The organism is Curvibacter gracilis ATCC BAA-807 (assembly GCF_000518645.1).
GTDB lineage: Bacteria > Pseudomonadota > Gammaproteobacteria > Burkholderiales > Burkholderiaceae_C > Curvibacter > Curvibacter gracilis.
This window is the reverse complement of sequence record NZ_JADZ01000017.1, coordinates 43,719-65,790: the sequence shown is the minus strand read 5'-3', so window position 1 is coordinate 65,790 and position 22,072 is coordinate 43,719. Positions and strand designations below refer to the sequence as shown.

The 22,072-nt window shown below is 64.1% G+C and carries 23 protein-coding genes; 3 read left to right on the top strand and 20 right to left on the bottom strand.

Annotated elements, in window-relative coordinates:
* Window positions 1-17: 17 nt before the first annotated feature.
* The 10 genes from flgK to flgB are packed head-to-tail and all read right to left on the bottom strand — an operon-like array spanning window position 18 to window position 9,412.
* Entirely contained in the window at window positions 18-2,036 is a 2,019-nt protein-coding gene (gene flgK, locus L880_RS0115130; protein ID WP_043329582.1) for a flagellar hook-associated protein FlgK, read from the bottom strand.
* Window positions 2,033-2,953 (bottom strand): flagellar assembly peptidoglycan hydrolase FlgJ, encoded by a 921-nt coding sequence (flgJ, locus tag L880_RS0115125; RefSeq protein WP_027476400.1) that lies wholly within the window; start codon window positions 2,951-2,953, stop codon window positions 2,033-2,035. The genes flgK and flgJ overlap by 4 nt, the downstream gene beginning before the upstream one ends.
* 1 nt (window position 2,954) lies before the next feature.
* On the bottom strand, window positions 2,955-4,100 hold the full coding sequence (locus tag L880_RS0115120) for a flagellar basal body P-ring protein FlgI (RefSeq protein WP_425389190.1): 1,146 nt from the start codon (window positions 4,098-4,100) through the stop codon (window positions 2,955-2,957).
* 29 nt (window positions 4,101-4,129) lie between these two features.
* A complete protein-coding gene (locus L880_RS0115115; protein ID WP_051443338.1) occupies window positions 4,130-4,840 on the bottom strand; it encodes a flagellar basal body L-ring protein FlgH in 711 nt (236 codons plus the stop codon).
* 44 nt (window positions 4,841-4,884) lie between these two features.
* Complete coding sequence (gene flgG / locus L880_RS0115110) at window positions 4,885-5,667, bottom strand: flagellar basal-body rod protein FlgG (RefSeq protein WP_027476397.1); 783 nt, start codon at window positions 5,665-5,667, stop codon at window positions 4,885-4,887.
* A gap of 26 nt (window positions 5,668-5,693) precedes the next feature.
* Window positions 5,694-6,434, bottom strand: coding sequence for a flagellar basal-body rod protein FlgF (gene flgF / locus L880_RS0115105; protein WP_027476396.1), 741 nt, complete (start codon window positions 6,432-6,434; stop codon window positions 5,694-5,696).
* Between the two features lie 43 nt (window positions 6,435-6,477).
* A complete protein-coding gene (gene flgE, locus L880_RS0115100; protein ID WP_027476395.1) occupies window positions 6,478-7,743 on the bottom strand; it encodes a flagellar hook protein FlgE in 1,266 nt (421 codons plus the stop codon).
* 36 nt (window positions 7,744-7,779) lie between these two features.
* Complete coding sequence (locus tag L880_RS0115095) at window positions 7,780-8,496, bottom strand: flagellar hook assembly protein FlgD (protein ID WP_027476394.1); 717 nt, start codon at window positions 8,494-8,496, stop codon at window positions 7,780-7,782.
* A gap of 24 nt (window positions 8,497-8,520) precedes the next feature.
* A complete protein-coding gene (flgC, locus tag L880_RS0115090; protein WP_027476393.1) occupies window positions 8,521-8,928 on the bottom strand; it encodes a flagellar basal body rod protein FlgC in 408 nt (135 codons plus the stop codon).
* 28 nt (window positions 8,929-8,956) lie between these two features.
* On the bottom strand, window positions 8,957-9,412 hold the full coding sequence (gene flgB, locus L880_RS0115085; RefSeq protein WP_027476392.1) for a flagellar basal body rod protein FlgB: 456 nt from the start codon (window positions 9,410-9,412) through the stop codon (window positions 8,957-8,959).
* A 191-nt stretch (window positions 9,413-9,603) separates the two neighbouring features.
* Between flgB and flgA the strand changes: the two genes are divergently transcribed.
* From flgA to L880_RS0115070, 3 genes are all read left to right on the top strand, one after another.
* Window positions 9,604-10,371 carry a flagellar basal body P-ring formation chaperone FlgA gene (gene flgA, locus L880_RS0115080; RefSeq protein ID WP_027476391.1) on the top strand — a complete coding sequence of 256 codons (768 nt, stop codon included), beginning with the start codon at window positions 9,604-9,606 and terminating at the stop codon, window positions 10,369-10,371.
* Between the two features lie 112 nt (window positions 10,372-10,483).
* A complete protein-coding gene (gene flgM, locus L880_RS35000; protein ID WP_027476390.1) occupies window positions 10,484-10,792 on the top strand; it encodes a flagellar biosynthesis anti-sigma factor FlgM in 309 nt (102 codons plus the stop codon).
* A gap of 33 nt (window positions 10,793-10,825) precedes the next feature.
* Entirely contained in the window at window positions 10,826-11,191 is a 366-nt protein-coding gene (locus L880_RS0115070; RefSeq protein ID WP_027476389.1) for a hypothetical protein, read from the top strand.
* A 113-nt stretch (window positions 11,192-11,304) separates the two neighbouring features.
* Here the strand turns inward: L880_RS0115070 and L880_RS0115065 are convergent, their stop codons facing one another.
* From L880_RS0115065 to L880_RS0115020, 10 genes are all read right to left on the bottom strand, one after another.
* Window positions 11,305-12,021 carry an RNA polymerase sigma factor FliA gene (locus L880_RS0115065; protein WP_019576273.1) on the bottom strand — a complete coding sequence of 239 codons (717 nt, stop codon included), beginning with the start codon at window positions 12,019-12,021 and terminating at the stop codon, window positions 11,305-11,307.
* Complete coding sequence (locus L880_RS0115060) at window positions 12,021-12,815, bottom strand: hypothetical protein (protein ID WP_027476388.1); 795 nt, start codon at window positions 12,813-12,815, stop codon at window positions 12,021-12,023. The genes L880_RS0115065 and L880_RS0115060 overlap by 1 nt, the downstream gene beginning before the upstream one ends.
* Window positions 12,808-14,304 carry a flagellar biosynthesis GTPase FlhF gene (gene flhF / locus L880_RS0115055; protein WP_027476387.1) on the bottom strand — a complete coding sequence of 499 codons (1,497 nt, stop codon included), beginning with the start codon at window positions 14,302-14,304 and terminating at the stop codon, window positions 12,808-12,810. The genes L880_RS0115060 and flhF overlap by 8 nt, the downstream gene beginning before the upstream one ends.
* Complete coding sequence (flhA, locus tag L880_RS0115050; protein WP_027476386.1) at window positions 14,301-16,385, bottom strand: flagellar biosynthesis protein FlhA; 2,085 nt, start codon at window positions 16,383-16,385, stop codon at window positions 14,301-14,303. The genes flhF and flhA overlap by 4 nt, the downstream gene beginning before the upstream one ends.
* The gene (gene flhB / locus L880_RS0115045) at window positions 16,382-17,530 is read right to left on the bottom strand and encodes a flagellar biosynthesis protein FlhB (RefSeq protein WP_027476385.1); all 1,149 of its coding nucleotides are present in this window, start codon (window positions 17,528-17,530) and stop codon (window positions 16,382-16,384) included. The genes flhA and flhB overlap by 4 nt, the downstream gene beginning before the upstream one ends.
* Window positions 17,531-17,733: 203 nt before the next feature.
* Window positions 17,734-18,369 carry a protein phosphatase CheZ gene (locus L880_RS0115040; protein WP_027476384.1) on the bottom strand — a complete coding sequence of 212 codons (636 nt, stop codon included), beginning with the start codon at window positions 18,367-18,369 and terminating at the stop codon, window positions 17,734-17,736.
* Window positions 18,370-18,376: 7 nt separating this feature from the next.
* A complete protein-coding gene (cheY, locus tag L880_RS0115035) occupies window positions 18,377-18,763 on the bottom strand; it encodes a chemotaxis response regulator CheY (protein WP_019576267.1) in 387 nt (128 codons plus the stop codon).
* A 60-nt stretch (window positions 18,764-18,823) separates the two neighbouring features.
* On the bottom strand, window positions 18,824-19,771 hold the full coding sequence (gene motB, locus L880_RS0115030) for a flagellar motor protein MotB (RefSeq protein WP_027476383.1): 948 nt from the start codon (window positions 19,769-19,771) through the stop codon (window positions 18,824-18,826).
* Window positions 19,772-19,796: 25 nt separating this feature from the next.
* A complete protein-coding gene (gene motA, locus L880_RS0115025; protein WP_027476382.1) occupies window positions 19,797-20,657 on the bottom strand; it encodes a flagellar motor stator protein MotA in 861 nt (286 codons plus the stop codon).
* 289 nt (window positions 20,658-20,946) lie between these two features.
* The gene (locus L880_RS0115020; protein ID WP_211245321.1) at window positions 20,947-21,705 is read right to left on the bottom strand and encodes a TylF/MycF/NovP-related O-methyltransferase; all 759 of its coding nucleotides are present in this window, start codon (window positions 21,703-21,705) and stop codon (window positions 20,947-20,949) included.
* Window positions 21,706-22,072 lie beyond the last annotated feature (367 nt).

Sequence of the window (22,072 nt, the reverse complement as noted above, 5' to 3'; positions counted from 1 at the left end):
CCACTCAGTGGGGTGGGTCAGCGCATGACCTGCAACAAGGTGTCGAAAATGCTTTGAGCGGTCGACACGATCTTGGCCGACGCCTGGTAGGCCTGCTGGTACTGAAGCAGGTGAGCCGCTTCTTCGTCCAGATTGACCCCGGAGACCGAGGTGCGCGCTGCTTCGGCGTTGGCCGCAATCGAGCCCGACACATCGGCGGCGTACTGGGCGCTCTGCGCCCGCACACCGATCTGGGCCATCAGACCGGCGTAGATGTCCGACATCGGGGTCTGGTCGGCCGTGACGCTGCGTGAGGCCAGGCCCAGCATGGACTTGGCGTTGCCGCCATCGTTTTTCTGGATGCCTGCGGAGGGTTGCTTCACCGTGACGCTGTCGCCGGTCTGCGGTGTGCCGGTGAGGGTCAGGTTCCAGCCGTTCCAGGTGATGGGCTGGCCCGGTGTGTAGTTGGCGCCTGTGGCCAGGGTGGTACTGGTGGTGGTGTCCACCACGTTGTACTGGTTGGCACTGGTGAAGGTGATCTGCACCGTGTCGTTCAGGTTGGCGTTGTTGGCGTAGTAGGTGGCCGGGCTGCCGGTCTGCAAGGCCCAGCTGGCGGGCGAAGCGGGGGCGGCCGCGATGTTCTTCACGGACAGCGTGCCCTGGTTGGCCGCGGCCGGCGTGGCCACGACCGGGTTCGAGACGGCCAGCGATGCGGGTGAGGACAGGGCCACGCTCATGGAGCTGGCAGCCGTGTCATAGGGGCGCAGCAGGAAGGTGTCGCCGGCGGCGCCGCCGGCGCTGCTGGGCATGGCGTTGATGGACAGGCCGCCCACGGTGTAGGAGGGCGGCGGCCCGGCCGTGGTGACCATGCTGCTGGTCACGTCGATGGGGCCGTTGGCCGTGTTGGCAATCACCTTGGCGATGGTCGGGCTGCCGCCGGAGGGCGCCCCCAGGGTGATGGTGTAGGTGGCCACGTCCAGCCCCTGGTCGTTGGCCACATAGGCGCCCAGCGCCGCAGCGGGCGCGCTGTTGCTGGCGCCAGCAATGGCGGTCATGGTGATCGGGGCAAACAAGGCCTTGCCGGTGTTGCCGTTCAGGTCCACACCGGCAAAGTGCTGCTCGTTCATGTCGGTGGTCACCGCCACGGCCATGCGACCCAGCAGGTTGCGCGCCTCCGCCAGATCGGTGTTGTGGAAGCGCAGCAGGCCCACGGCCTCGCCACCGCCCAGGGTGTTCTCGTCGACTTCCGTGGTCTGACCGTTGCCAGCCTGGGTGATCTTGAGCTTGAGGGTGTTGCCGTCGCCCGGGAATTCGTTGGGCTGGGTGAAGCTCACTGAGGCGGCCTGGGCGCCCAGCACCAGGGGCTGGTTGGCCAGGAAGATGCTGATGGTGCCGTCGTTCACCTTGACGGTGGTGGTCTGCACCTTCTGGTTGAGCTGGGTGAGCAGGTTGTCGCGCTTGTCCAGCAGGTCGTTGGGCGGCTGGCCCGAGCTTTGGGCGAAGGAGATCTGTGCGTTCAGGCTGGCCAGCTGCTGGGCCAGCGAGTTGATCACGGTCTGATCGTCCTTGAGCTGCAGCTGGGTGTTCTGCTGCAGGTCGCTGAGCTGGGTGCTGGCGCTCTGGAAGCGAGAGGCCATTTCCTGGGCCTGGGTGATGGCCACGGTGCGGGCGGTCAGGTCGGTGGGCGCATTGGCCACGTCCGAGAAGGCGTTGATCGTGTTGTTGATGGCCTGGCCCAGCCCGTTGGTGCCGCCCAGGAAGATGTTCTCCATCTGGGCCACCTTGTCGGCCCGAGCGGCGTCGAGCGACTTGATGGAGGCGGTGGCCGTGGCCTGCTTGGTCAGGAACTCGTCGTACACGCGCTGCACGGTCGAGACCTCGACGCCCTTGCCGACGTAGCCGCTGCCGGTGAAGTCGCCTTGCACCGCACTCATCACCGCGGTCTGGCGAGAATAGCCGGCCGTGTTGACGTTGGAGATGTTGTTGCCGGTGACCTGCAGGGCCACCTGGTTGGACATCAGGGCGCGCGCGCCCAGGTTGAGCAGACCGCCACTCATGCCACACCTCGCCAGGGTTGGTTGCGCTGCAGTTGCTGCGTGGTGTTGATGGCCTTGCTGAGCTTGCTGGCATAGGCCGGGTCGGTGGCGTAGCCGGCGCGTTGCAGCTCGTTGGCAAAGGCGACCACCGAGCCGGTCTGCTGGCGCGCATTGGCGTAGCGCGGGCTCTGGTTGATCAGCTTGGCGTAGTCCTGGAACGACTGTTCGTAATTGTCGTAGGCGCGGAACTTGGCCGTGGTCTTGCGGGCTTCGCCGTTCACGTACTCGGTGGTGGTCACGGTGGCCACCTTGCCGGTCCAGCCCGGCCCGGCCTTGATGCCGAACAGGTTGTACGAGGGGCTTCCGTTGGCGTTCTTGATCTCGTGCTTGCCCCAGCCGGTCTCATGGCCGGCCTGGCCCAGCATGTAGCTGGCCGGAATGCCGCTTTGCTGCTCCACCTTGGCGGCGGCGCCTTGCAGGCGCTGCACGAAGGCGGCCTGGCTGGCCGTGGTCTTGACCGGTGTGTCGGACGCTGCCGGGGGGGTGGCCTGGGTCTTGCCGGGCAGCACCGTGCTGAGGCGGTTGCCCAGCGACAGGGTGCTGGGGGTCTCGAAGGCCGGTGCCTCGGGCACGCCCATCTGGCGTGACAACTGCTTGGCGATCAGGTCGGACAGGCCGCCGGGCTTGCCCGACATCTGCACCGAGAACTGCTGGTCGAGCATGTCGGTGCCCATGTTCTCCTGGGCGCTGTCGAGCATGCCCGACTTCATGGTGGCCTCGCGCATGCTCTTGAGCATCTCGCGCATGAACAGCGATTCGAACTGCTTGGCCGCCTCCTGGATCGCGGCGGGATCTTTCTGCCCGGCCTGGAGCTTGAGGTTGTCGAGCGACCTCGAGTCGGTGGCGAGCTGGTTGTTGACCAGCGGCGAGAGTGCCATGTCAGATCACCTCCAGCTCCGCGTTCAGGGCCCCTGCGGCCTTGATGGCCTGCAAAATGGCCAGCAGGTCCTGCGGGGTGGCGCCCAGCGCGTTGAGGGCGCGCACCACATCGGCCAATTGCGGCGAGGCCGGCAGGTTCATGATGATGCCCGGATCTTGCTTGATCTGGATATCGGCTTTCTGGGCGACCACGGTCTGGCCGCCTGACAAGGCATTGGGCTGGCTGATCACCGGGGTCGAGCTGATGGTGACCGACAGGTTGCCGTGCGCGATGGCGCAAGGGCCCAGGGTGACGGCCTGGTTGAGCACGATGGAGCCGGTGCGGGTGTTCATCACCACCTTGGCGGCGGGCACCATGGATTCGATCGACAGCTCTTCCAGGTCGGCGATGAAGTTCACCCGGGCATTGGGGTCGTTGGGGGCCTTGACCTGCACGGTGCGGCCGTCCAGGGCGCGGGCGATGCCATTGCCCAGTTTGTTGTTGATGGCCGCGGCCACGTGGCGGGCGGTCTGGAAGTCGGAGGCGTTCAGGCCCAGGCTGATGGTGTCGCCGTCCTGCAGCGGGGTGGGCACCGAGCGTTCGACCTGGGCGCCGCCGGGGATGCGGCCCGCGCTCAGGTGGTTGATCTGCACCTTGCTGCCGCCGGCCGAGGCCCCTGCGCCGCCCACCACCAGGTTGCCCTGGGCCAGCGCGTAGATCTCGCCGTCCACGCCGCGCAGCGGGGTGGTGACCAGGGTGCCACCCTTGAGCGACTTGGCGTTGCCGATGGAGGAGACGTTGATGTCGATGGTCTGGCCGGGCTGGGCAAAGGCCGGCAGCTGGGCGGTGACGATCACCGCGGCCACGTTCTTGAGCTGCAACTGGGCCGAGCCGGCGGGCAGGGTGATGCCCAGTTGCTGCATGTAGTTGGACAGGCTCTGGGTGGTGTAGGGCATCTGGGTGGTCTGGTCACCCGTGCCATCGAGCCCCACCACCAGGCCGTAGCCGGTCAGCGAGTTGCTGCGCACGCCTTGGATGGCCGCCACTTCCTTGATGCGCACCGCCTGGGCGGGCAGGCCGGTCAGAGCGAAGGCGATCAGAACCAGGGTCGCCAAGCCGCGAACCCAGGGGCGGGCGTCTGGCCTGGCGCTTGTGAATGCGAGCATGGAGTTCATGCTTCACATTCTGGGAGCTTTCAGAACGGGCTAAGCGTCGAAAAGAATCGGGACAACCAGCCAATTGTCTGGGCTTCGTCGGCGCCGCCGCGGCCGCGCGAGTGGATGCGCACGTTGGCCACCTGGGTGGAGGCCACGATGGAGCCCGGCTGCAGCGAGCGCGGATCGACCGTGCCCGAGAACTTCATCACGTCGACCGTCTGGTTCAGGCCGATCTGCTTTTCGCCACTGACCACCAGGTGGCCGTTGGGCAGCACGTCGATGACGGTGGTGGTGATGGTGCCGGTGAAGGTGTTGGCGGCTTCGACGTCGCCTTTGCCGGAGAAGCTGCTGTCGGTGGTGGCGCCCAGGTTGAGTTTGCTGGCCGTGGAACTGGACAGGAACGGGAAGGCCGAGATCCCCGACGATGTGTTGGACTTGCGCGCCGTGTCGGTGGACACCTTGGTGGTGGCCGTCACGCTTTCCACGATCTGGACGGTGACCACATCGCCCACCAGACGGGCGCGCCGGTCTTCGAAGGCGGGGCGGTAGGCGGACGTGCGGAACAGGCTGCCTGCCGAGGCGGGCGCGGCGTGGGTCATGGGCGCCAGGTCGGGCGGGGTGGTGGGCAGCACATCGACCTTGGGCACGGGTGCCAGGGTCTCGCAGGCGGTGCACAGGGCCGCCACGCAGGCCAGCAAGGTCAGGCGCAGGGCGGGGCGGCAGGCCGGGGCGCAAAGGGGGGTGTTCATGGCAATCCTTCAGGCTGGGCAGAGGGCTTGGAGCAGGTTCAGCCTCAGATCTGGCTGAGCTTTTGCAGCATCTGGTCGGTGGTCTGCACCGCCTTGGAGTTCATTTCATAGGCGCGCTGGGTCTGGATCATGTTGACCAGCTCCTGCACGATGTTCACGTTCGAGGTTTCCACAAAGCCCTGCATCACGGTGCCCAGGCCGTTGGCGCCCGGGGTGCCGGTGGCGGGCTGGCCCGAGGCGGCGGTCTCGGCATACAGGTTGCCGCCCTTGGGCTCCAGGCCGGCGGGGTTGACGAAGTTGGCCAGGGCAATGGTGCCCATGGGCTGGGGTGCGGTGTTGCCCGGGATGGTGGCGGTGACCACCCCGTCGGCACTGATGGACACGCTCTGGGCCGTGGCCGGGATGGTGATGCCGTTGGCAATCGGCAGGCCGGCCGAGGTGACCAGGCGGCCTTGCGAGTCCAGTTGGAACGAGCCGTCGCGGGTGTAGCCGATGGTGCCGTCGGGCATGGTGACCTGGAAGAAGCCGTTGCCCTTGACGGCCACATCGAGCGAATTGCCCGACTGCTGCATGCTGCCCTGGGCAAAAGAACGGGCGGTGGCCACCGTGCGCACCCCCAGGCCGACCTGCAGACCGGTGGGCAGCTGCGATTGTTCGGTGCTGTTGGAGCCGACCTGGCGCAGGTTCTGGTACATCAGGTCTTCGAACACGGCGTTGGCGCGCTTGAAGCCGTTGGTGGAGACGTTGGCCAGGTTGTTGGAAATCACGTCCAGCTGGGTTTGCTGGGCTTCCATGCCGGTCTTTGAAATCCAGAGCGAGTTGATCATGAGGGTTCTCCTGGGGCGCTGTCGGCTCAACCTTGCACGTTGAGCAACTGGCTGGCGGCCTTGTCGTTGCTCTCTGCGCTGGTCAGCAATTTCATGTTGTTTTCGAACTGGCGGGCGGCCTGGATCAGGCCGACCATGGCTTCCACCGAGTTCACGTTGGAGCCTTCGAGTGCGCCGGTCTGCAGTTTGGCGGTGGCGTCGGTGTTCAGCGGGTTGCCCGAGGCGGCGCGGAACAGGCCGTCGGCTCCGCGGCGCAGCGGGTCCTCCGCGGTCGGGGTGACCAGCTTGAGTCGGCCCAGCGTGTTGGGTGGCTGGCCGGCAGTCTTGGAGGTGATGGTGCCATCGGTGCCGATCGAGAGTTCGGCATTCGGGGGCACGTCGATGGGGGCGCCACCGTCAGACAGGATGGGCAGGCCGGCGGTATTGACCAGCGTGCCGGTGGACGAGATCTGCATGGCGCCGTTGCGCGTGTAGGCCTCGGTGCCGTCGAGCCCCTGCACCGCGAACCACGAATTGCCCTGGGTCATGGCATCCATGGTGTTGTTGGTGCGCTGGGCCGGGCCGGCACTGTTCTTGTAGCCGGTGGTGGCCTCCAGTGCGAACACGCGGGTGCTGGCCCCCGAACCTTCCAGAGGCACCGAGCGGTACGCCGTCATCTCGGCGCGAAAGCCGTTGGTGGAGGCGTTGGCCAGGTTGTTGGACAGCACGCTGGTCAACTGCGTGGCCGCGTTGGCGCCAGTCATCGCGGTGTAGATCAAACGGTCCATGGTGGGCTCTCAGAGGTTCGGGTTGGCTGCGCTGAAATCAGGATCAGCGCAGGTTGACCAGGGTGTTCATGATCTGGTCTTCGGTCTTGATGGTCTGGGCGTTGGCCTGGTAGGAGCGCTGGGCGGTCATCATGTTGACCAGCTCCTGGGTCAGGTCGACGTTGGACTCTTCCAGTGCGCCGGCCTGCAGGGCGCCGAAGTTGCCGCTGCCGGGGGTGCCCTGGGTGGGGGGGCCGGAGGCGAAGGTCTCTTTCCAGTCGCCACCGTTGATTTGCATCAGGCCCTGGTTGTTGCGGAAGCTGGCCAGGGCGAGTTGACCGGCCGACTGGGTGGTGCCGTTGGAGTAGCTGGCCGTGAGGGTACCGTCGGCACCGATCTTCACGCCCGTGAGCTTGCCGTCGGCATAGCCGGTCTGGGCCACGTTGTTGGTGGCGAAGGCCGAGGCAAACTGGGTGGTGCCTGTCAGGTCCAGGGTGAACTGCACCTGGTTGGCACCGTCGGTCGGGGTGGCCGGGCCGCTGATGGCGATCTGGCCGTTGCCGGCCACCGTGGTGTCCAGGACGCCGCTGCTCGTGAATTTCAAGGTGGGCGGGGTGGCAGCGGTGATCGCGCCGGTGTCGGTCTTGGTGTAGACGTTCCAGGTGCCGGCCGTGGCGGTCTTCTGGAAGTAGACGGAGACAGGCACCGTGTTGCCCAGCGAGTCGTAGGCATTGAAGGTGGTGCTGTACTGGCCCAGCAGGGGGTCGGCGGCGGTCAGCGTGGTGTCCACGGTGGCGTTGGCCGGCAGGTTGAACTTGGCGGTGGCGCCATAGGTGGTCGGCGAGGTGCTGGTGTCGTCAGCCGTGGCCTTGGCGGCGATCGAGCCCGAGGTGGGCAGGGTCAGCGGGGTGGGGCTGGTGCTCAGCGGCTTGCCGGTGGTGGGGTTGGTCTGGTAGCCCAGCACCTTGGCGCCGTTGTTGGTGACGATGTACCCGTTCTTGTCGAGCTTGAAGTTGCCGGCGCGGGTGTAGGCGGCCGATCCATCGGCCTCCTGCAGCTGGAAGAAACCGTTGCCGTTGATGGCGGCATCCAGGTTGTTGCCGGTGATGTTCAGCGTGCCTTGCGAAAACTGTTGCGACACCGCCCCCACAGTCACACCGATGCCCGAGTTGTCGCCACCGGCCACCCCGATGGCCGAAGACACCAGCTCCGAGAATTCGGCGCGCGAGGCCTTCATGCCGTAGGTGTTGGCGTTGGCGATGTTGTTGCCGATGACGTCAAGGCCCTTGGAAGAGGCGTTGAGTCCCGAGAGTCCTGCTTGAAAGCCCATGTTGTGCTCCTTGGATGCGAGAGGGGGGGACGTGGATCAATAGACCGAAACGATCTTGTCGTAGCTCACCGTGCCGCCGTTTTGCAGCGTGATGGCCAGGGCGCCGTTGCTGGTGCCCACCGAGCTGACCACGTCGTGCGAGTAGGTGGTGGGGGTGACGCTGGCGCTGCCGTTCTTGGCCGTGACCGTGAACTTCAGGGGGCCCGTGCCCTTGTAGGACGAGGCGTCCCAGGTCACGTCATGGCGACCGGCGCTCTGGGTGCCCATGGGCACCGTGGCCACCAGCGAGCCACTCGCGTCGGTGATCTGCACCTTCACATCGGCGGCATTGCTGGGCAGGTCGAAGGTGCCCGTGGCGGTGGCCTTGCCTGCGCTGGTGCCTGTGCCGGTGGTGATCGTCATGGTGTCGCCCGCCGTGAGCACCTCGTGGCCGATCAGGCCGCCCCCCTGCATCAGCTGCATGGACGAGAACTGGCTGGCCATGGTCTGCATGGTGGTGTTGAGCTGCTGGATGCCCGTGACGGTGTTGATCTGCGCGATCTGCGAGGTCATCTGCGCGTTGTCCACCGGGTTCATCGGGTCCTGGTGGGTCATCTGGGCCACCAGCAGCTTGAGGAAGCGGTCTTGCTGGTCGGCGGCGCTGGTGGTGTTGATGCCATTGGCACTGGTGCTGCTCGATGTTCCGCTGGTGGCGTTGGCTCCGGTGCTGGTGGAGTACGAGTAGCCGTTGGTGGCGTCAAAGGAGATGGTCATGGTGAAAGTCCTGTTGGCCGGTGTTTAGGAACCCATCTGCAGGGTCTTGAGCAGCAATGACTTGGCGGTGTTCATCACTTCCACGTTGTTCTGGTAGGCGCGCGAGGCGGAAATCATGTTGACCATCTCTTCCACCGGGTTGACGTTGGAGTGCGCGACAAAGCCCTCGGCGTCGGCCATCGGGTGGTAGGGGTCGAAATCCTTGCGGCCCGGGGTGTTGTTTTCGGTGATGGAGGTGACCTTGACCCCGGCGGTGGTGCCGTTGTCGGCCATGGGCACGGTCTGGAACACCACCTGCCTGGCCTTATAGGTCTGGCCGTCGGGGCCGGCCACGGCATCGGCGTTGGCCAGGTTGCTGGCCACCACGTTGAGGCGCTGCGACTGCGCACTGATGGCGCTGCCGGAGACGTTGAAGATCGAGAACATCGACATGGTGGGCCTTCCTGTTCAGTTCAGCCGTTCACTGGCCCTGGATCGCGCTCAGAATGGTCTTGGTGTAACCATTGATGAAACGCAGCGTGGCCTCGTAGCGGACCGAGTTGTCGACAAAGTTGGCGCGTTCGCGGTCCAGGTCCACCGTGTTGTTGTCCATGGCGGGTTGAGAAGCCACGGCATAGCCCTGCTGCAGCGAGGTGGTCGACAGCACGGGCAGCGGAATGTGGCCGGGCTGGCTCATGCCGGCCGCTGCAGCGGCGCTGCCGGCGCTGGCCGCGGCGTCGCCCGAAGGGCTCATCTTCAGTGTCAGGTCCGACATGGCGTTGACGTCGCGCATGGCGTCGGCGAACTTGAAGTCACGTGCCACGTAGCCAGGGGTGTCCGCGTTGGCGATGTTGCTCGCGATCGTCCGTTGACGTTCGGCGCGCAGGGACAACGCCTTGGCCTGAAAGTCGATGGGTTGGGTGATCTTGTTGAGCATGTCGGGTCTCGCGGGGTGGGCGGTCTGGGTGGCGGTGGGTTCTCCGGGTTGCTGTCGATTATGGAAATCCGGCCCGTTGCCGATCAGCCGATGAAGCCGCGGAAAGACCGGTTGTTTGATCGATCCGTGTCAGGCGTGCGCCCTACAGTTGCCGATGTCAAAAGGCCGTCAGGCCGTGTCCGGAGAACGCCATGAACCCATCCCCAGCCCCCAGCCGCCGAGTCACCCGCAGCCATCTGCACCGGTTGGCTGCCCGTGTGCTGCCCCTGGCCGGCCTGTTGCTGGCGGCCTGGAGTGCCCCGGCCGGGGCTCAGGCCAATCTGGACAGCGAGGCGACCCGCCTGACCCAGCAGTGGATCGACCAGGAGCTGTCGCGCAGCCAGTCCACCCAGGCCATGCCTTTGCGCATGGAGGTGGTGGTGGGTGCGCTCGACGAGCGCCTGCGCCTGGCGCCTTGCGCCAAGGTGGAGCCCTATCTGCCGGCCGGGCAGCGGCTTTGGGGGCGCACCCGCCTGGGTTTGCGCTGCACCGATGGGGCCGTGCGCTGGAATGTGTTCCTGCCGGTGCAGGTCAAGGCCTTTGGGCCGGGCTGGGTGCTCAAGGGGAATGTGGCCTCGGGTGCCGTGCTCAATCAGGGCGACGCCATGGAGGCCGAGGTCGACTGGGCGGCCGAGAATGCCGCCGTCGTGGCCGATCCCGCGCAGTGGGTGGGCCAGGTGGCCGCCCGCATGCTGCTGCCAGGGCAGGCACTGCGTCAATCCATGATCAAACCGCCGCAGGCCTTTGCGGCGGGCACCCAGGTGCGCGTGGTGGCCCAGGGTCCGGGGTTTCAGGTCACGGCCGATGGTCAGGCCCTGGGCGCGGGCGTCGTGGGGCAGCTGGTTCGCGTTCGCATGGAGAACGGCCGTATCATGAATGGCACGGTGTTGGATCGAAACACCGTTCAGGTCGAGATCTGAGGCCTTTGCGCACTCTTTTTTCAGGCGATTTTTACAATTGGGCTAAAGTTTCTCTGCCGCGGGTCGAAGAAAAGGCCACGGTACTCCATCAATAGGGGTCTTGGAGAGAACGATGAAAATTGGTCAAACGCCAGACATCCCTGTTGCACTCACATCAACAGGGACGCAAGTCACAGGTCAGGGGTCGGCGGCCCCACCGGTCAAGAAGACCAGCAACTCGAACACGGGAACCTCGGTTTCGGTGTCCAGCCTGGCTCAAACACTGGGTTCGGATTCGACCGACGGTGACATCGACATGGACAAGGTCAACGCAGTGCGCTCGGCCATCGACAACGGCACCTACAAGGTGAACGCCGGTGCGATCGCAGACAAACTGCTGTCCAATGCGCAGGAAGTGCTGCAGCGTGGAGCTTCCCAGTAAGCGCGCGCTTACTTAACTTGAATTGGAATCGCGGTGACGAATCGGCTTGCGTTTGAAGCTTTGCTCTCGGGTGTGGAGGCACAGCTGGACGCGATCGCCCAGGCTTTGGGTGGGCAAGACCCCGATCAACTCGAGGCCAGCTCACAGGCCTTGCGCGATGTCACCCTGCAGTTGACCCGGATTTCCCTGCCCACGGCGCAGGAGATGAGCCCCGAACTGAGCCAGCGCATGCAGGCCATCAGTGCCCGTCTGGCCGTGCTGCGGGAGAGTCTGCAGCGCCTGGCCGTCCATGCGGAGCGGGCCGTGACCACGCTGCTGCCCCGTGCGGGCGACGGGACCACCTACGGCAAATCACTGGGCCGGGGCCCGGCGGGCCTGGCCAAAGCCTATAAATCCTGAGAATTCAATGACGCGCGGGCTGTTGCGGGCCTGCTCAGGCTGGACCTGATGCGCCGCTGCGCCACGCGTGTGGACTGAAAACGGGCCCGATGGCTGCCTCAGTGGTGACCGCCTCAGTGGCTGCGCATCTTGGCGCGCAGCCGGGCGATCGACTGGCTGTGCAACTGGCACACGCGCGATTCGGTGATGCCCAGCACGGCGGCGATTTCCTTGAGGTTCATGTCCTGCTCGTAGTACATGCTCATGATGTACTGCTCGCGCTCGGGCAGGCCTTCGATGGCGCTGACCAGGGACTGGCGCAGGCGCTGGTTGCGCAGCAATTCGAGCGGGTTGGCATCTTCATCGGCCACATGGCGGTCGAGAAAGCTGTCGTCGTCGTCGTGCCCGCCGGTCATGTCTTCGATGTAGACCAGCTGCGTGCCACGCACTTTGCCGAGCAGGCTCTGGTAGTCGCCCAGGCTCATGTCGAGCTCGGCGGCGATTTCGGATTCGATCGGGCTGCGGCCCAGCTTCTGCTCGAGCCGGTGCACGGCGTGCTCGATGTCCTTCTGGCTTTTGCGCGAACCGCGCGACATCCAGTCGCCTTCGCGCAGCTCATCGAGCATGGCGCCGCGGATGCGCTGGGTGGCAAAGGTCTCGAACTGCACGCCCTGGCTGGCCTGGTAGCGTGTCAGAGCCTCGGTCAGACCGATCATGCCAACCTGGATCAGGTCGTCCACCTCAACATTGGGGGGCAGCTTGGCAATCATGTGGTGCGCCAGCCGGCGCACCAGGGGCACATACTGCTTGAGCAGTGCGTCCCGGTTGAGCTGACCTTTTGCCGTGTACATCAGTGGCTCCGAACCAATTGAACCTCTTCGTCTGCGGGGCGGTGAAGCAGGGAGGCCGGGGCTGCGCCAAGGGGAATCGCGTTCTCCATCAGTCGCAGGGCCAGCATCTGGATATCGCGCCCTGCCACCTCATCGTCAGTGAAGGACTTTACTGTCATTGAATCGAGGTAGCAACCCATGTGACGGGTGAAGCAATTCTGCAGTGTTTTGCGGGCCTGCAAGGCGCGCATCACCATGTTTTGTGTCGGCTCCGTCACCATGACGGCCACAGAAGGCATCAACAGTGCCTGCTCCATGAGCACCTTCATGGCCTGGTAGGCACTGAGCAGGTGGCGCGGCTCGGGGGTCACGGGCACCAGGGGGCGCACGCCCGTGTTGGCCAGTGCCGGGCCCAGCCGGGCAGCGCTGCCATACACCAGCAGCATGCCGAAGGGGCTGAAATGCTCGCCCAGGGTCGCACGACCGTGGGCATCGAGCTGGCCGCTGCGGGTCAGCTCACGCCAGCCCAGGGCCGCAGGGACGATGGTCCAGGGCAGGTCCAGGTCGGCCACCTCAGAGGGGCTGCACTGGTCGACGAGGATCTGTTGCAGGCCCGGTGCCTCTTCGGTTTCGAGGCTGTCCGTGTCCAGCACCGCCACCGACAGGCCTTGTTCGACGAAACCCTGGCAGAGCTGCCACAGCAGCCGCAGTTCGGCCTCGCCGCTGCTGTGCCGGATCACGGGGACCAGACGCAGCACTGGCTTGGGCATCTGCCGGCGCAGGCCGGCGCTTTGGTCAAGACCCGCTTCAAACATGGGCACTCTCCGAAACGGCCATGTTGCTGTTCGAGAAGAAATAGTTCAGGTCGACGGCCTTGGGGTCGAAGGCCGACTTGCCGGGGGTGCGCATGGAGGCGCGCACCAGCTTGCCGGCGTCGGCGGCTTCCCAGTCTTCAGGCACGCGCTGGCCATTGGTGACCCCGCGCAGCACCACCTGGTGGCGGATCAGGGCGTCGAGCGCCGGGCCCAGTTTCACGGCCTCGTCCACCTTCGAGAGAATGGTCTGCTGCACGCCCGTGGTCTTGAAGCACGACAGGGTGTCGTCGATGGTGTCGCCGTGGCTGCCGGCGTTGACCACCAGCAGCTTCTGGATGCCGGGCAGGTCGAGCACATCGAGCATCTCGCGCTTGCGCGGATCGCGCGGGGCCAGGCCGGTGGTGTCGATCAGCACCATCTTCTTGTTGCCCAGCAGGCCCAGCAGGTCTTGCAAGGCGGCGCGGTCGTGGGCCAGATGGGCCACCACGCCGAGCATGCGGCCGTAGGTGCGCAGCTGTTCGTGTGCGGCGATGCGGTAGGTGTCGAGCGTGATCAGGCCCACGCTGCCAGGGCCATGCACACGGGCGCACAGGGCGGCCAGCTTGGCGGTGGTGGTGGTCTTGCCCACACCGGTGGCACCCACCAGGGCGAAGATGCCGCCTTCTTCGTACAGCGGGTAGCTGTCGGCGTCGGTCTTGAGGTTGCGCTCCAGCACCTCCATCAGCCAGCGCACGGCTTCGGCCGGGCCGGTCTCGGCGGGCAGGCGCTCCAGGATGGCGCGGGCCAGGGCAGGCGAGTAGCCGGCGCGGATCATCTTGAGCATCAGGTTGGACTGGATCGGGTCCTGCTTGGCCTGACCCAGCCAGGCCAGGGTGTTGAAGCGCTCTTCGATCAGCTCCTTCATGGCCTGCAGTTCGTTGACGATGCCTTGTTGGTTCACGGCCGGGGCCGCGGCCTGGGCCACCGGGGCCTTGGCGCGGGACGGCGTGACGTCTTCGAACACCGGGCGGGTGACGGCCGGGCGCGGGGCCGGGGCCTTCTTGAAGGCGATCGGCTGGATCTCCTTGGGGGCCGGGGCGGGCATCTCGCGTTGGCTGCGCGGGGCCATGGGGGCGTTGTCTTCGGCGCCCATGGCCTCCTGGCGGCGGCGCAGCATGCGCTCGCGCACATAGTCCTGGAAGGACAGGGTGCTCATGGCCAGTTCGGCGGTGTCTTCGCGCACGCCACGCGGGCCCAGTTCGGGTGGGTTCATGGTGGCCAGCTTGCGGCTCAGGCTGGAGCCGGGCACCTGGGTCAGGCCGTGGCCTTGTGAGGGGCCGCCTTCGGTGTGCTGCTCCAGGGCCGACAGCGCGTCTTCGCCGGTGGCCATCACTTCGACGCCATTGGCGGTGGGGCGGTTGGACAGGATCAGCGTGCCCTCACCAAAAGCCATTCGTGCCTTGGCCAGTGCTTCGCGGGACGTTGCGGCGTGAAAGCGCTTGATGTTCATGATGCGGCACCTCTCAGGATGGGACCAATGCGGATCGTGTGTGTTTCAGGGATTTCGCTGTGCGCCAGGACTTGCATGCGGGGCGCCAGTCGGCGCACCAGGCGAGCCATGGCGCCACGGATCTGGTCCGGGACCAGCAGGCAGGCGGGCAGGCCCATCTCTTCTTGCTTGTTGGCGATTTCGGCGGCGCTGCGGGTCAGCGCGTCGGCCACGCCCGGGTCAAGGGCCGTGCCGTTGTTGTTGCCCAGGGCCTGCACCAGCAGGCGCTCCAGGCCGGGCTCGATGGCGATGACGTTGAGTTCACGCGCCGGGCCGTAGATCTGTTGCACGATGGCCGGCGAGAGGGCGATGCGCACGCGGCGGGCCAGCTCGACCGGGTCGGTGATGGTGCCGGCGTACTCGGCCAGGGTTTCGATGATGGTGCGGATGTCGCGGATGTGCACAGCCTCTTCCAGCAGCAGCTGCAGCACTTTCTGGAAGTTGGCGATGGTGACCATTTTGGGGACGACTTCTTCAATCAGTTTCGGGGCCAGTTTGCTCACATGCTCGACCAGTTGCTGGGTCTCTGTGCGGCTCAACAACCTAGCGGCCTGTGTTTGCATCAAGTGTGACAAATGAGTGGCCACCACGGTTTCTGAATCAACCACGGTAAAACCAGCCATTTGCGCCGCTTCCTTCTGGCGATCGTCGATCCAGTGTGCTGGGAGGCCAAAGGCGGGGTCGGTGGTGGCGGTACCGATCAGGGGGGTGGTGATGCCGCCCGGGTTGATGGCCAGGAACATGCCGGGGAAGGCTTCGCCCTCGCCCACCATCACGCCGCGCAGGGTGATGCGGTAGGCGCTGGGCTTGAGTTCGAGGTTGTCGCGCACATGCACGGCCGGGGGCAGAAAGCCCACTTCCTGGGCGAACTTGCGGCGCACGCCCTTGATGCGGGTCAGCAGGTCACCCTGGCGCTTCTTGTCCACCAGGGAGATCAGGCGGTAGCCCAGCTCCAGCCCCAGCAGGTCGATGGGCTGCAGGTCGTCCCAGCTGGCCTCGCCATCGTTGGTGGCGGGGGGCGGGGGCGGGGGCACGTTCTTTTCGCGCTCCAGCCGGCGCGACAGGCGCCAGGCGCCATAGCCGATGGCCGAGCCCATGCTGAGAAACACCACATGGGGCATGCCCGGCACGATGCCCAGCAGCGTCAGGATGGCGGCCGTGATGCCCAGCACGCGGGGCGAGCCCAGCATCTGGCTCATGATCTGATTGCTGACGTCGTGTTCCTTGCCCACGCGCGAGACCACCATGGCCGCAGCCACCGAGATCAGCAGGCCCGGGATCTGGGCCACCAGGGCATCACCGACAGCCAGCAGGATGTACGAATTGGCAGCCTGGCCCGCGCTCAGGTCGTGCTGCACCATGCCGACCGTGAAGCCGCCGACGATGTTGATCAGCAGGATCAGGATGCCCGCCATGGCGTCGCCCCGCACAAACTTGGAGGCACCGTCCATGGCACCGAAGAAGTTGGCTTCCTCACCGATTTCGAGACGGCGGCGGCGCGCTTCGGCTTCGTCGATCAGGCCGGCGTTGAGGTCGGCGTCCACCGCCATCTGCTTGCCGGGCATGGCGTCCAGGGTGAAGCGGGCCGACACTTCGGCAATCCGCTCGGCGCCCTTGGTCACCACCACGAAGTTGATCACCACCAGGATCGCGAACACGATCAGACCGACCGCAAAGTTGCCACCGATCAGGAAGTGGCCAAAGGCCTCGATCACCGCACCGGCCGCGCCTGCACCGGTGTGGCCCTCGAGCAGCACCACCCGGGTGGAGGCCACGTTGAGCGACAGGCGCATCAGCGTGGTCAGCAGCAGCACCGAAGGGAAGGCCATGAAGTCGAGCGGGCGCACCATGTAGGCCGCCACCATCATCACCATCAGCGCCACCGCGATGTTCAGCGTGAAGAAGGTGTCCAGCAGCCAGGCCGGCATGGGCAGCACCATCATCGACAGGATCATCACCACCAGCAGCGGGGCCGACAGGCCCTGGATCAGGTGGGCGTGCGGGCCCAGGCGTTGTTGCAGGTTTTTGAGCAGTTCGTTCATGCGTCAGCTCCGGCCCGGGTGGGCTTGTTGAGCGGATCGAGTTCAGGCGGCACGTGCGGATCGGGCTGCTGAGGCATCGGGCCCTGACCGCGCATGGCGGCCTTGAGGCGGTAGACATAGGCCAGCACCTGGGCCACGGCGGCATACAGGCTGGAGGGGATGGTCTGGTCCAGCTCGGCATGGGCGTACAGGGCGCGCGCCAGCATGGGCGACTGCAGCACCGGCACCGAGTGGCTGTTGGCCACTTCGCGGATCTTGAAGGCCAGCAGGTCGGCGCCCTTGGCGATCACCTGCGGCGCGGCCATGGTGGCTTCGTCGTACTTCAGGGCCACGGCAAAGTGGGTCGGGTTCATCACCACGAAGTCGGCCTTGGGCACGTTGGAAATGCTGCGGCGGTGGGCCAACTCACGCTGCTTGGCGCGCAGCTTGCTTTTCACCTGGGGGTTGCCTTCGGCGTCCTTGTTTTCGCGCTTCACTTCGTCGTGCGACATCTTCAGCTTGTCCATGAAGAAGCGCTTTTGCAGCGGCACATCGATCACTGCCGCGGCGAACACGATCAGCAGCAGCAGCGACAGACCCTTGACGATCCAGTTGACCAGGTGCATCACGGCGGCGGCCGAGGGCTGCATCATCAAAGAGGCGATTTCCTGGAAGCTGTTGGACAGGTAGTGCCAGCCGGTCCAGCCCATGATGGTCGACAGCAGCATCAGCTTCAGCACGTTGACGGCCTGCTGTTTGGAGAACAGGTTGCCCATGCCCGAGATCGGGTTGAGGCGGCTCAGGTCGGGCATCATGGGCTTGAAGCTCATGACCCAGCCGCCCGATGCCACCTCGCTGGCAATGGCGGCGCAGGCGATGACGGCTGCGAACAGCAGCGAGGCGGCCACCGCGATGGCCGCCATGTGTTGCAGTTGGTTGATCATGTTGGCCGGCCGCAGCAGGGTCTCGGCATTGAAGCTCAGTTGCTGGATCAGGGCCTGCTTGAGGTGCTGCACCAGTGAGGGGGTCATGACCCACAGGGCGGCGGCACCGGCACCCAGCACCACCATGTGGGACAGGTCCTTGGAGCGCGAGACCTGGCCGTCACCGCGCGCTTGGCTGAGCTTGCGCTGGGAGGCTGGTAGGGGGCGGTCTTGATTGTCCATGGTGACGGTACGAGGCTGTAACCGTCATTCTGAAAGCCCGCAGGAAAATCTAAAGTCTGAAAAGCGGGGGCATTCTGGCTTGTTCCCTGGGCGTCGGTGCGGTGTTCGTGCCAGCGGCTGTGTCCGGCAAAAATGACAATCCCACGCGCCGGGCGCGGCACAGCACCCGAACCGCCCGCCACGCCTGACGGGCCTCGGAAAACTCAGAAGCCCAGGCTGGCCAGCAGGTCGTCCACCTGCGATTGGTCGGTGACGACATCGGGCGTGTGCTCGGGGTCCACCACCGGACCGGCCAGGTGCTCGCGCGGTGCAGGCACCGGCGTCTGCAGGGCCACGGGATTGGGTGCGGTCTGGATCACCAACTGCACCAACTGCTCTTCAATGGTGGCCGCCAGGCTGACCACGCGGGCAATCACCTGACCGGTCAGATCGTGGAAGTCCTGGGCCATCATGATTTCGGTCAAGTGGCTGTCCGCTTCCCGGGTGCGCTTTTCCACATCCGTCAGGTAGTTGAGCAGGCGCCCGCTGGCCACGGCCCGAACCGGGTCCTTGATCAGGGCGGCCTTCACGGCCTGGGTATCGCTGGCCAGCTCGTCCTGTTCGCTCTTGGCCAGCTCCACCCGGTTGAGCACCTTTTCGGCGGCCTCGCCGGTGAGACGGGCAATGTAGGACAGGCGGCTTTTGGCGTCCGGCAGTTCACCCATGGTGCCCCGCAGACGTTCGGTGTAGCCCAACTCGTTGAGTGCGTTGTGCAGCTGCCGGGTCAGGTGGCCGATTTTCTGATGGACATCGGTGACGTCGCCATGGCTCGCAGACTGGGTGGAGTCGCTGGTATCCATGGTGATCTCACAGGCCCATTTTCTTGAGGATGTTGGCCACCTTCTCTTCGAGAGTGGCTTTCGTGAAGGGCTTCACGATGTAACCGGCCGCCCCGCCTTGGGCCGCTGCCACGATGTCTTCCTTGCGGGCTTCTGCCGTCACCATCAGCACCGGCAGGTGCTTGAGTTTCTCGTCCGACTTGATTTCGGCCAACAACTGGAAACCGTTCATGTTCGGCATGTTGATGTCCGTCACCACAAAGTCGAAGCGACTGTTGCGCAATTTGTTCAGTGCTGCGACGCCGTCTTCGGCCTCGTCAGCTTCGGTGTACCCGCTTTCTTTGAGCAGGTTCCGCACGATTCTTCGCATCGTCGAGAAGTCGTCGACGATGAGAAAGCGAAGGGTGTTTGCCACAGGTGACCCTTTCGATCTTGAAATTCTGTGTAAAAAGTCTTTGGGAGCGCTACCGGGATGTTAAGGTTTTTTTCCGCTCAAAACCTCAGTTTCTTTCCCGTTCTCGGTTTCTGTTGCGTTGGGAGGCACTTTTATTGAACTCAACAGTCGTTCTTCAGCCTCTCGCGTCATCACCGTGATGCTGATGCGCCGATTGACCGGCGCTCGAGGGTTGTTCTTGTCCATCAGGTCGACGGCGGCGAGGCCGACCACCCGGGCCAGTTTGTCGTCCGGCATGCCTGCTGCGACCAATTCACGGCGCGAGGCGTTGGCTCGGTCGGCCGAGAGTTCCCAATTGCTGTAGCCCCGTTCGCCATTGCCATAGGGGGCGGCATCGGTGTGGCCGGCCAGGCTGATGCGGTTCTCCACCCCATTGAGGGCATTGCCGATCTCGCGCAGGATGTCGCGCATATAAGGTTTGACCAGCGCGCTGCCGCTGTCGAACATGGGGCGGCTCTGGTCATCGACGATCTGGATCTGCAGCCCGTCCGGCGTGATCTCCAGCTTGATCTGCGACTTGTATTCGTTGAGCTTGGCGCTGTCCGTGATCAGGGCCTCGATCTTGTTCTTGAGGTTGGCCATGCGCTTGGCATCTTGCTTGGCCAGTTCGGCGCGCACGGCTTCGGGGTGGTTCTTGGCCGCCGATTTGGCGTCTGCTGCCTGATCGGCCTTCATCACCTGGCCCACGGATTTGCTCAGGTCGGTGCCCCCGCCCGGGATGATGCTGGAGCTGTTGCCCGCCCCGGATCCGCCCGACATCGCCACCTTCATGGGGGAGGCAAAGTAGGAGGCGATGCCCTGCAACTCGCCCTTGGCCGTGGAGCCCAGCAGCCACATCAGCAGGAAGAACGCCATCATGGCCGTCACGAAGTCGGCATAAGCGATCTTCCAGGCGCCCCCGTGCGCAGCGTGGCCGCCCTTCTTGACCCGCTTGATGATGATCGGCTGTAGCTTTTTGGCGTCTGCCATGGGAGAACGGTTGCCTGCCTGTTATTTATTTCTTGCCGCGCACGTGGGATTCCAGCTCGGAGAAGCTGGGCCGGTCGGTCGAGAACAGCACCTTGCGCCCGAACTCGATCGCGGTGGTCGGGTTGTAGCCTTGCATGCTGGCCAGCAAGGTGGTCTTGATGCACTGCAACTCCTTGGCGGCATCTTCCATCTTCTGCTCCAGCAGACCGCCCAAAGGCTCCATCACGCCATAGGCCAGCAAAATGCCCAGGAAGGTGCCCACCAGCGCCGAGCCGATCATCCCCCCCAGCACCGCCGGCGGCTGGCCCACCGAGCCCATGGTGTTCACCACCCCCAGCACGGCCGCCACGATCCCGAAAGCCGGCAGGGCGCCTGCCAGTCGGGCCAGCGCCGCCACCGGGGCATGGGCTTCAGCGTGGTGGGTGTCGATCTCGGAGTCCATCAGTGCTTCGATCTCGTGGGCATTCAGGTTGCCCGACACCATCATGCGCAGGTAGTCGGTGGTGAATTCAATCACATGGTGGTCATGGCCCACCACCGGGAATTTGCTGAAGATGGGCGAGTCGTGCGGTGATTCGACGTCTTTTTCAATCGCCATCAACCCCTCTTTTCGCGCCTTCTGAAGAATTTCATAGAGCATGGTCAGCAGCTCCATGTAGCGCGCCTTAGTGTACTTCGAGCCCTTGAGCGCGTCGGGCAGCGCCTTCATGGTGGCCTTGAGCACCTTGGGTTGGTTGTTCACCACGAAGGCGCCCAGGGCGCCGCCGAAGATGGTGATCATCTCAAAGGGCAGGGCGTGCAAGATCACGCCGATATTGCCGCCGTGGGCAATGTAGACGCCGAAGATGCAGCCTAGGCAGACGACGTAGCCGATGATGACGAACATGCGGGGTCAGGTGTTTGGGGCTGTAAAGGCCAGAGTTGATCGGTGATACGCCCAACGTCATGGGCTAAGGTTGGACTTGCGGATGTAAATGTATCGGATTGCAGCCGTCGCAGAGGGAGCAACAGAGGGGGGAAGGGGGGCTTTCTTGATCGCTTACGTGTCAAGTGTGCGTTGCGAGCGCCGCTCCCTCTCGGGTCCACCGCGTCCTCGCACCGAGGCATAGCTCGGATGTGATTACGCTTGAAGATCTTTTTCGTTGAAAGCGCGAGGCTGGGCTGTGGGGGCGGCGTTAATCGGTCACGGTGATTTTGATGAAGATGGCGTGTCCATTGAGGTTGTGGATGAACTTGAATTCCGGGCGCTGCCTTAACTCTTCGCAATAGCGTGTGACGCCTTCGCAGCCGAAGAACCCGTAGTCGTCGAAGATGATGATCGCCCCGACAGACAGTCTTGGCAGACACCATTCGACGATATCTTTGGATGATCGGTAGACGTCCACATCACAATGCAGTAGTGCAATCTTGCCGGTGATCCTGTCCTGGGTATCTTCAGGAAAAATACCTTGAAGAATCTGTACATTTTCCAGTGACAGTTCGTCGACCAACTGCTGAACGATCGTCGCTGAGGTGTCCGCGTGCTCACCTCCGACGTAACGGGTATCGTCGACGCCCGCCTTGACAACCCCTGAAAAAGTGTCCGCCAGATAGACCTTTTTTCCTCGTTGATACCGAATTGCTGAAGCTAGGATGCATCCGGTGCCGCCTCGCCACACACCGACTTCAAGCAGGTCTCCTTCTACATTCGCGCATTGTTTTGCGAGACTCCACAACTCATAGCAACGATAAATATCAACTAGCGTGTGGCTTCGAATCTTTTCGTACAAATGTACGAACTCTATGTCATCCAGCCAAGGGGCAAGTGTCGCGAAAGGAAGAATCCGATGATGCCAGTAATCCGACTTTTCATGTTTCCATGGCGCTTGGCTTCGTATTTTTTGATAAGCCGTACGAATTTCTTCGAGCAAGCTAGGCATTGGTTTGTTGAGCATATTTTTAGTTCGAGATGTAAATAAATAATTAGTCGCAAGGAATGCAGGATTCGAGTTTTTGAACGCTCTAATAGATTATGCCGATATGGCTGTTATGAGCAATGGATGCGCCGCAGATGCAGTCTAGGTAGGGGAAGCGAGAGGCAGTCTTTAAAATCCACCCGTCCCGAACTGAAAATCGCTCAAGAACACGAATCTGAATCAGATCACGTTCGGCGTTGATTCACTGCCGAAGAAGACCCCAAAGAAGTCTCTCTCGATGCTTTGGCTTGACGCATAGTGCGATTCGAAACCTTCCATTCTTGAAAAGATCATATGAGTAGCCTTGTCATGTAATGACGTTTGTGTTTAACGTTTTATTTTTCCG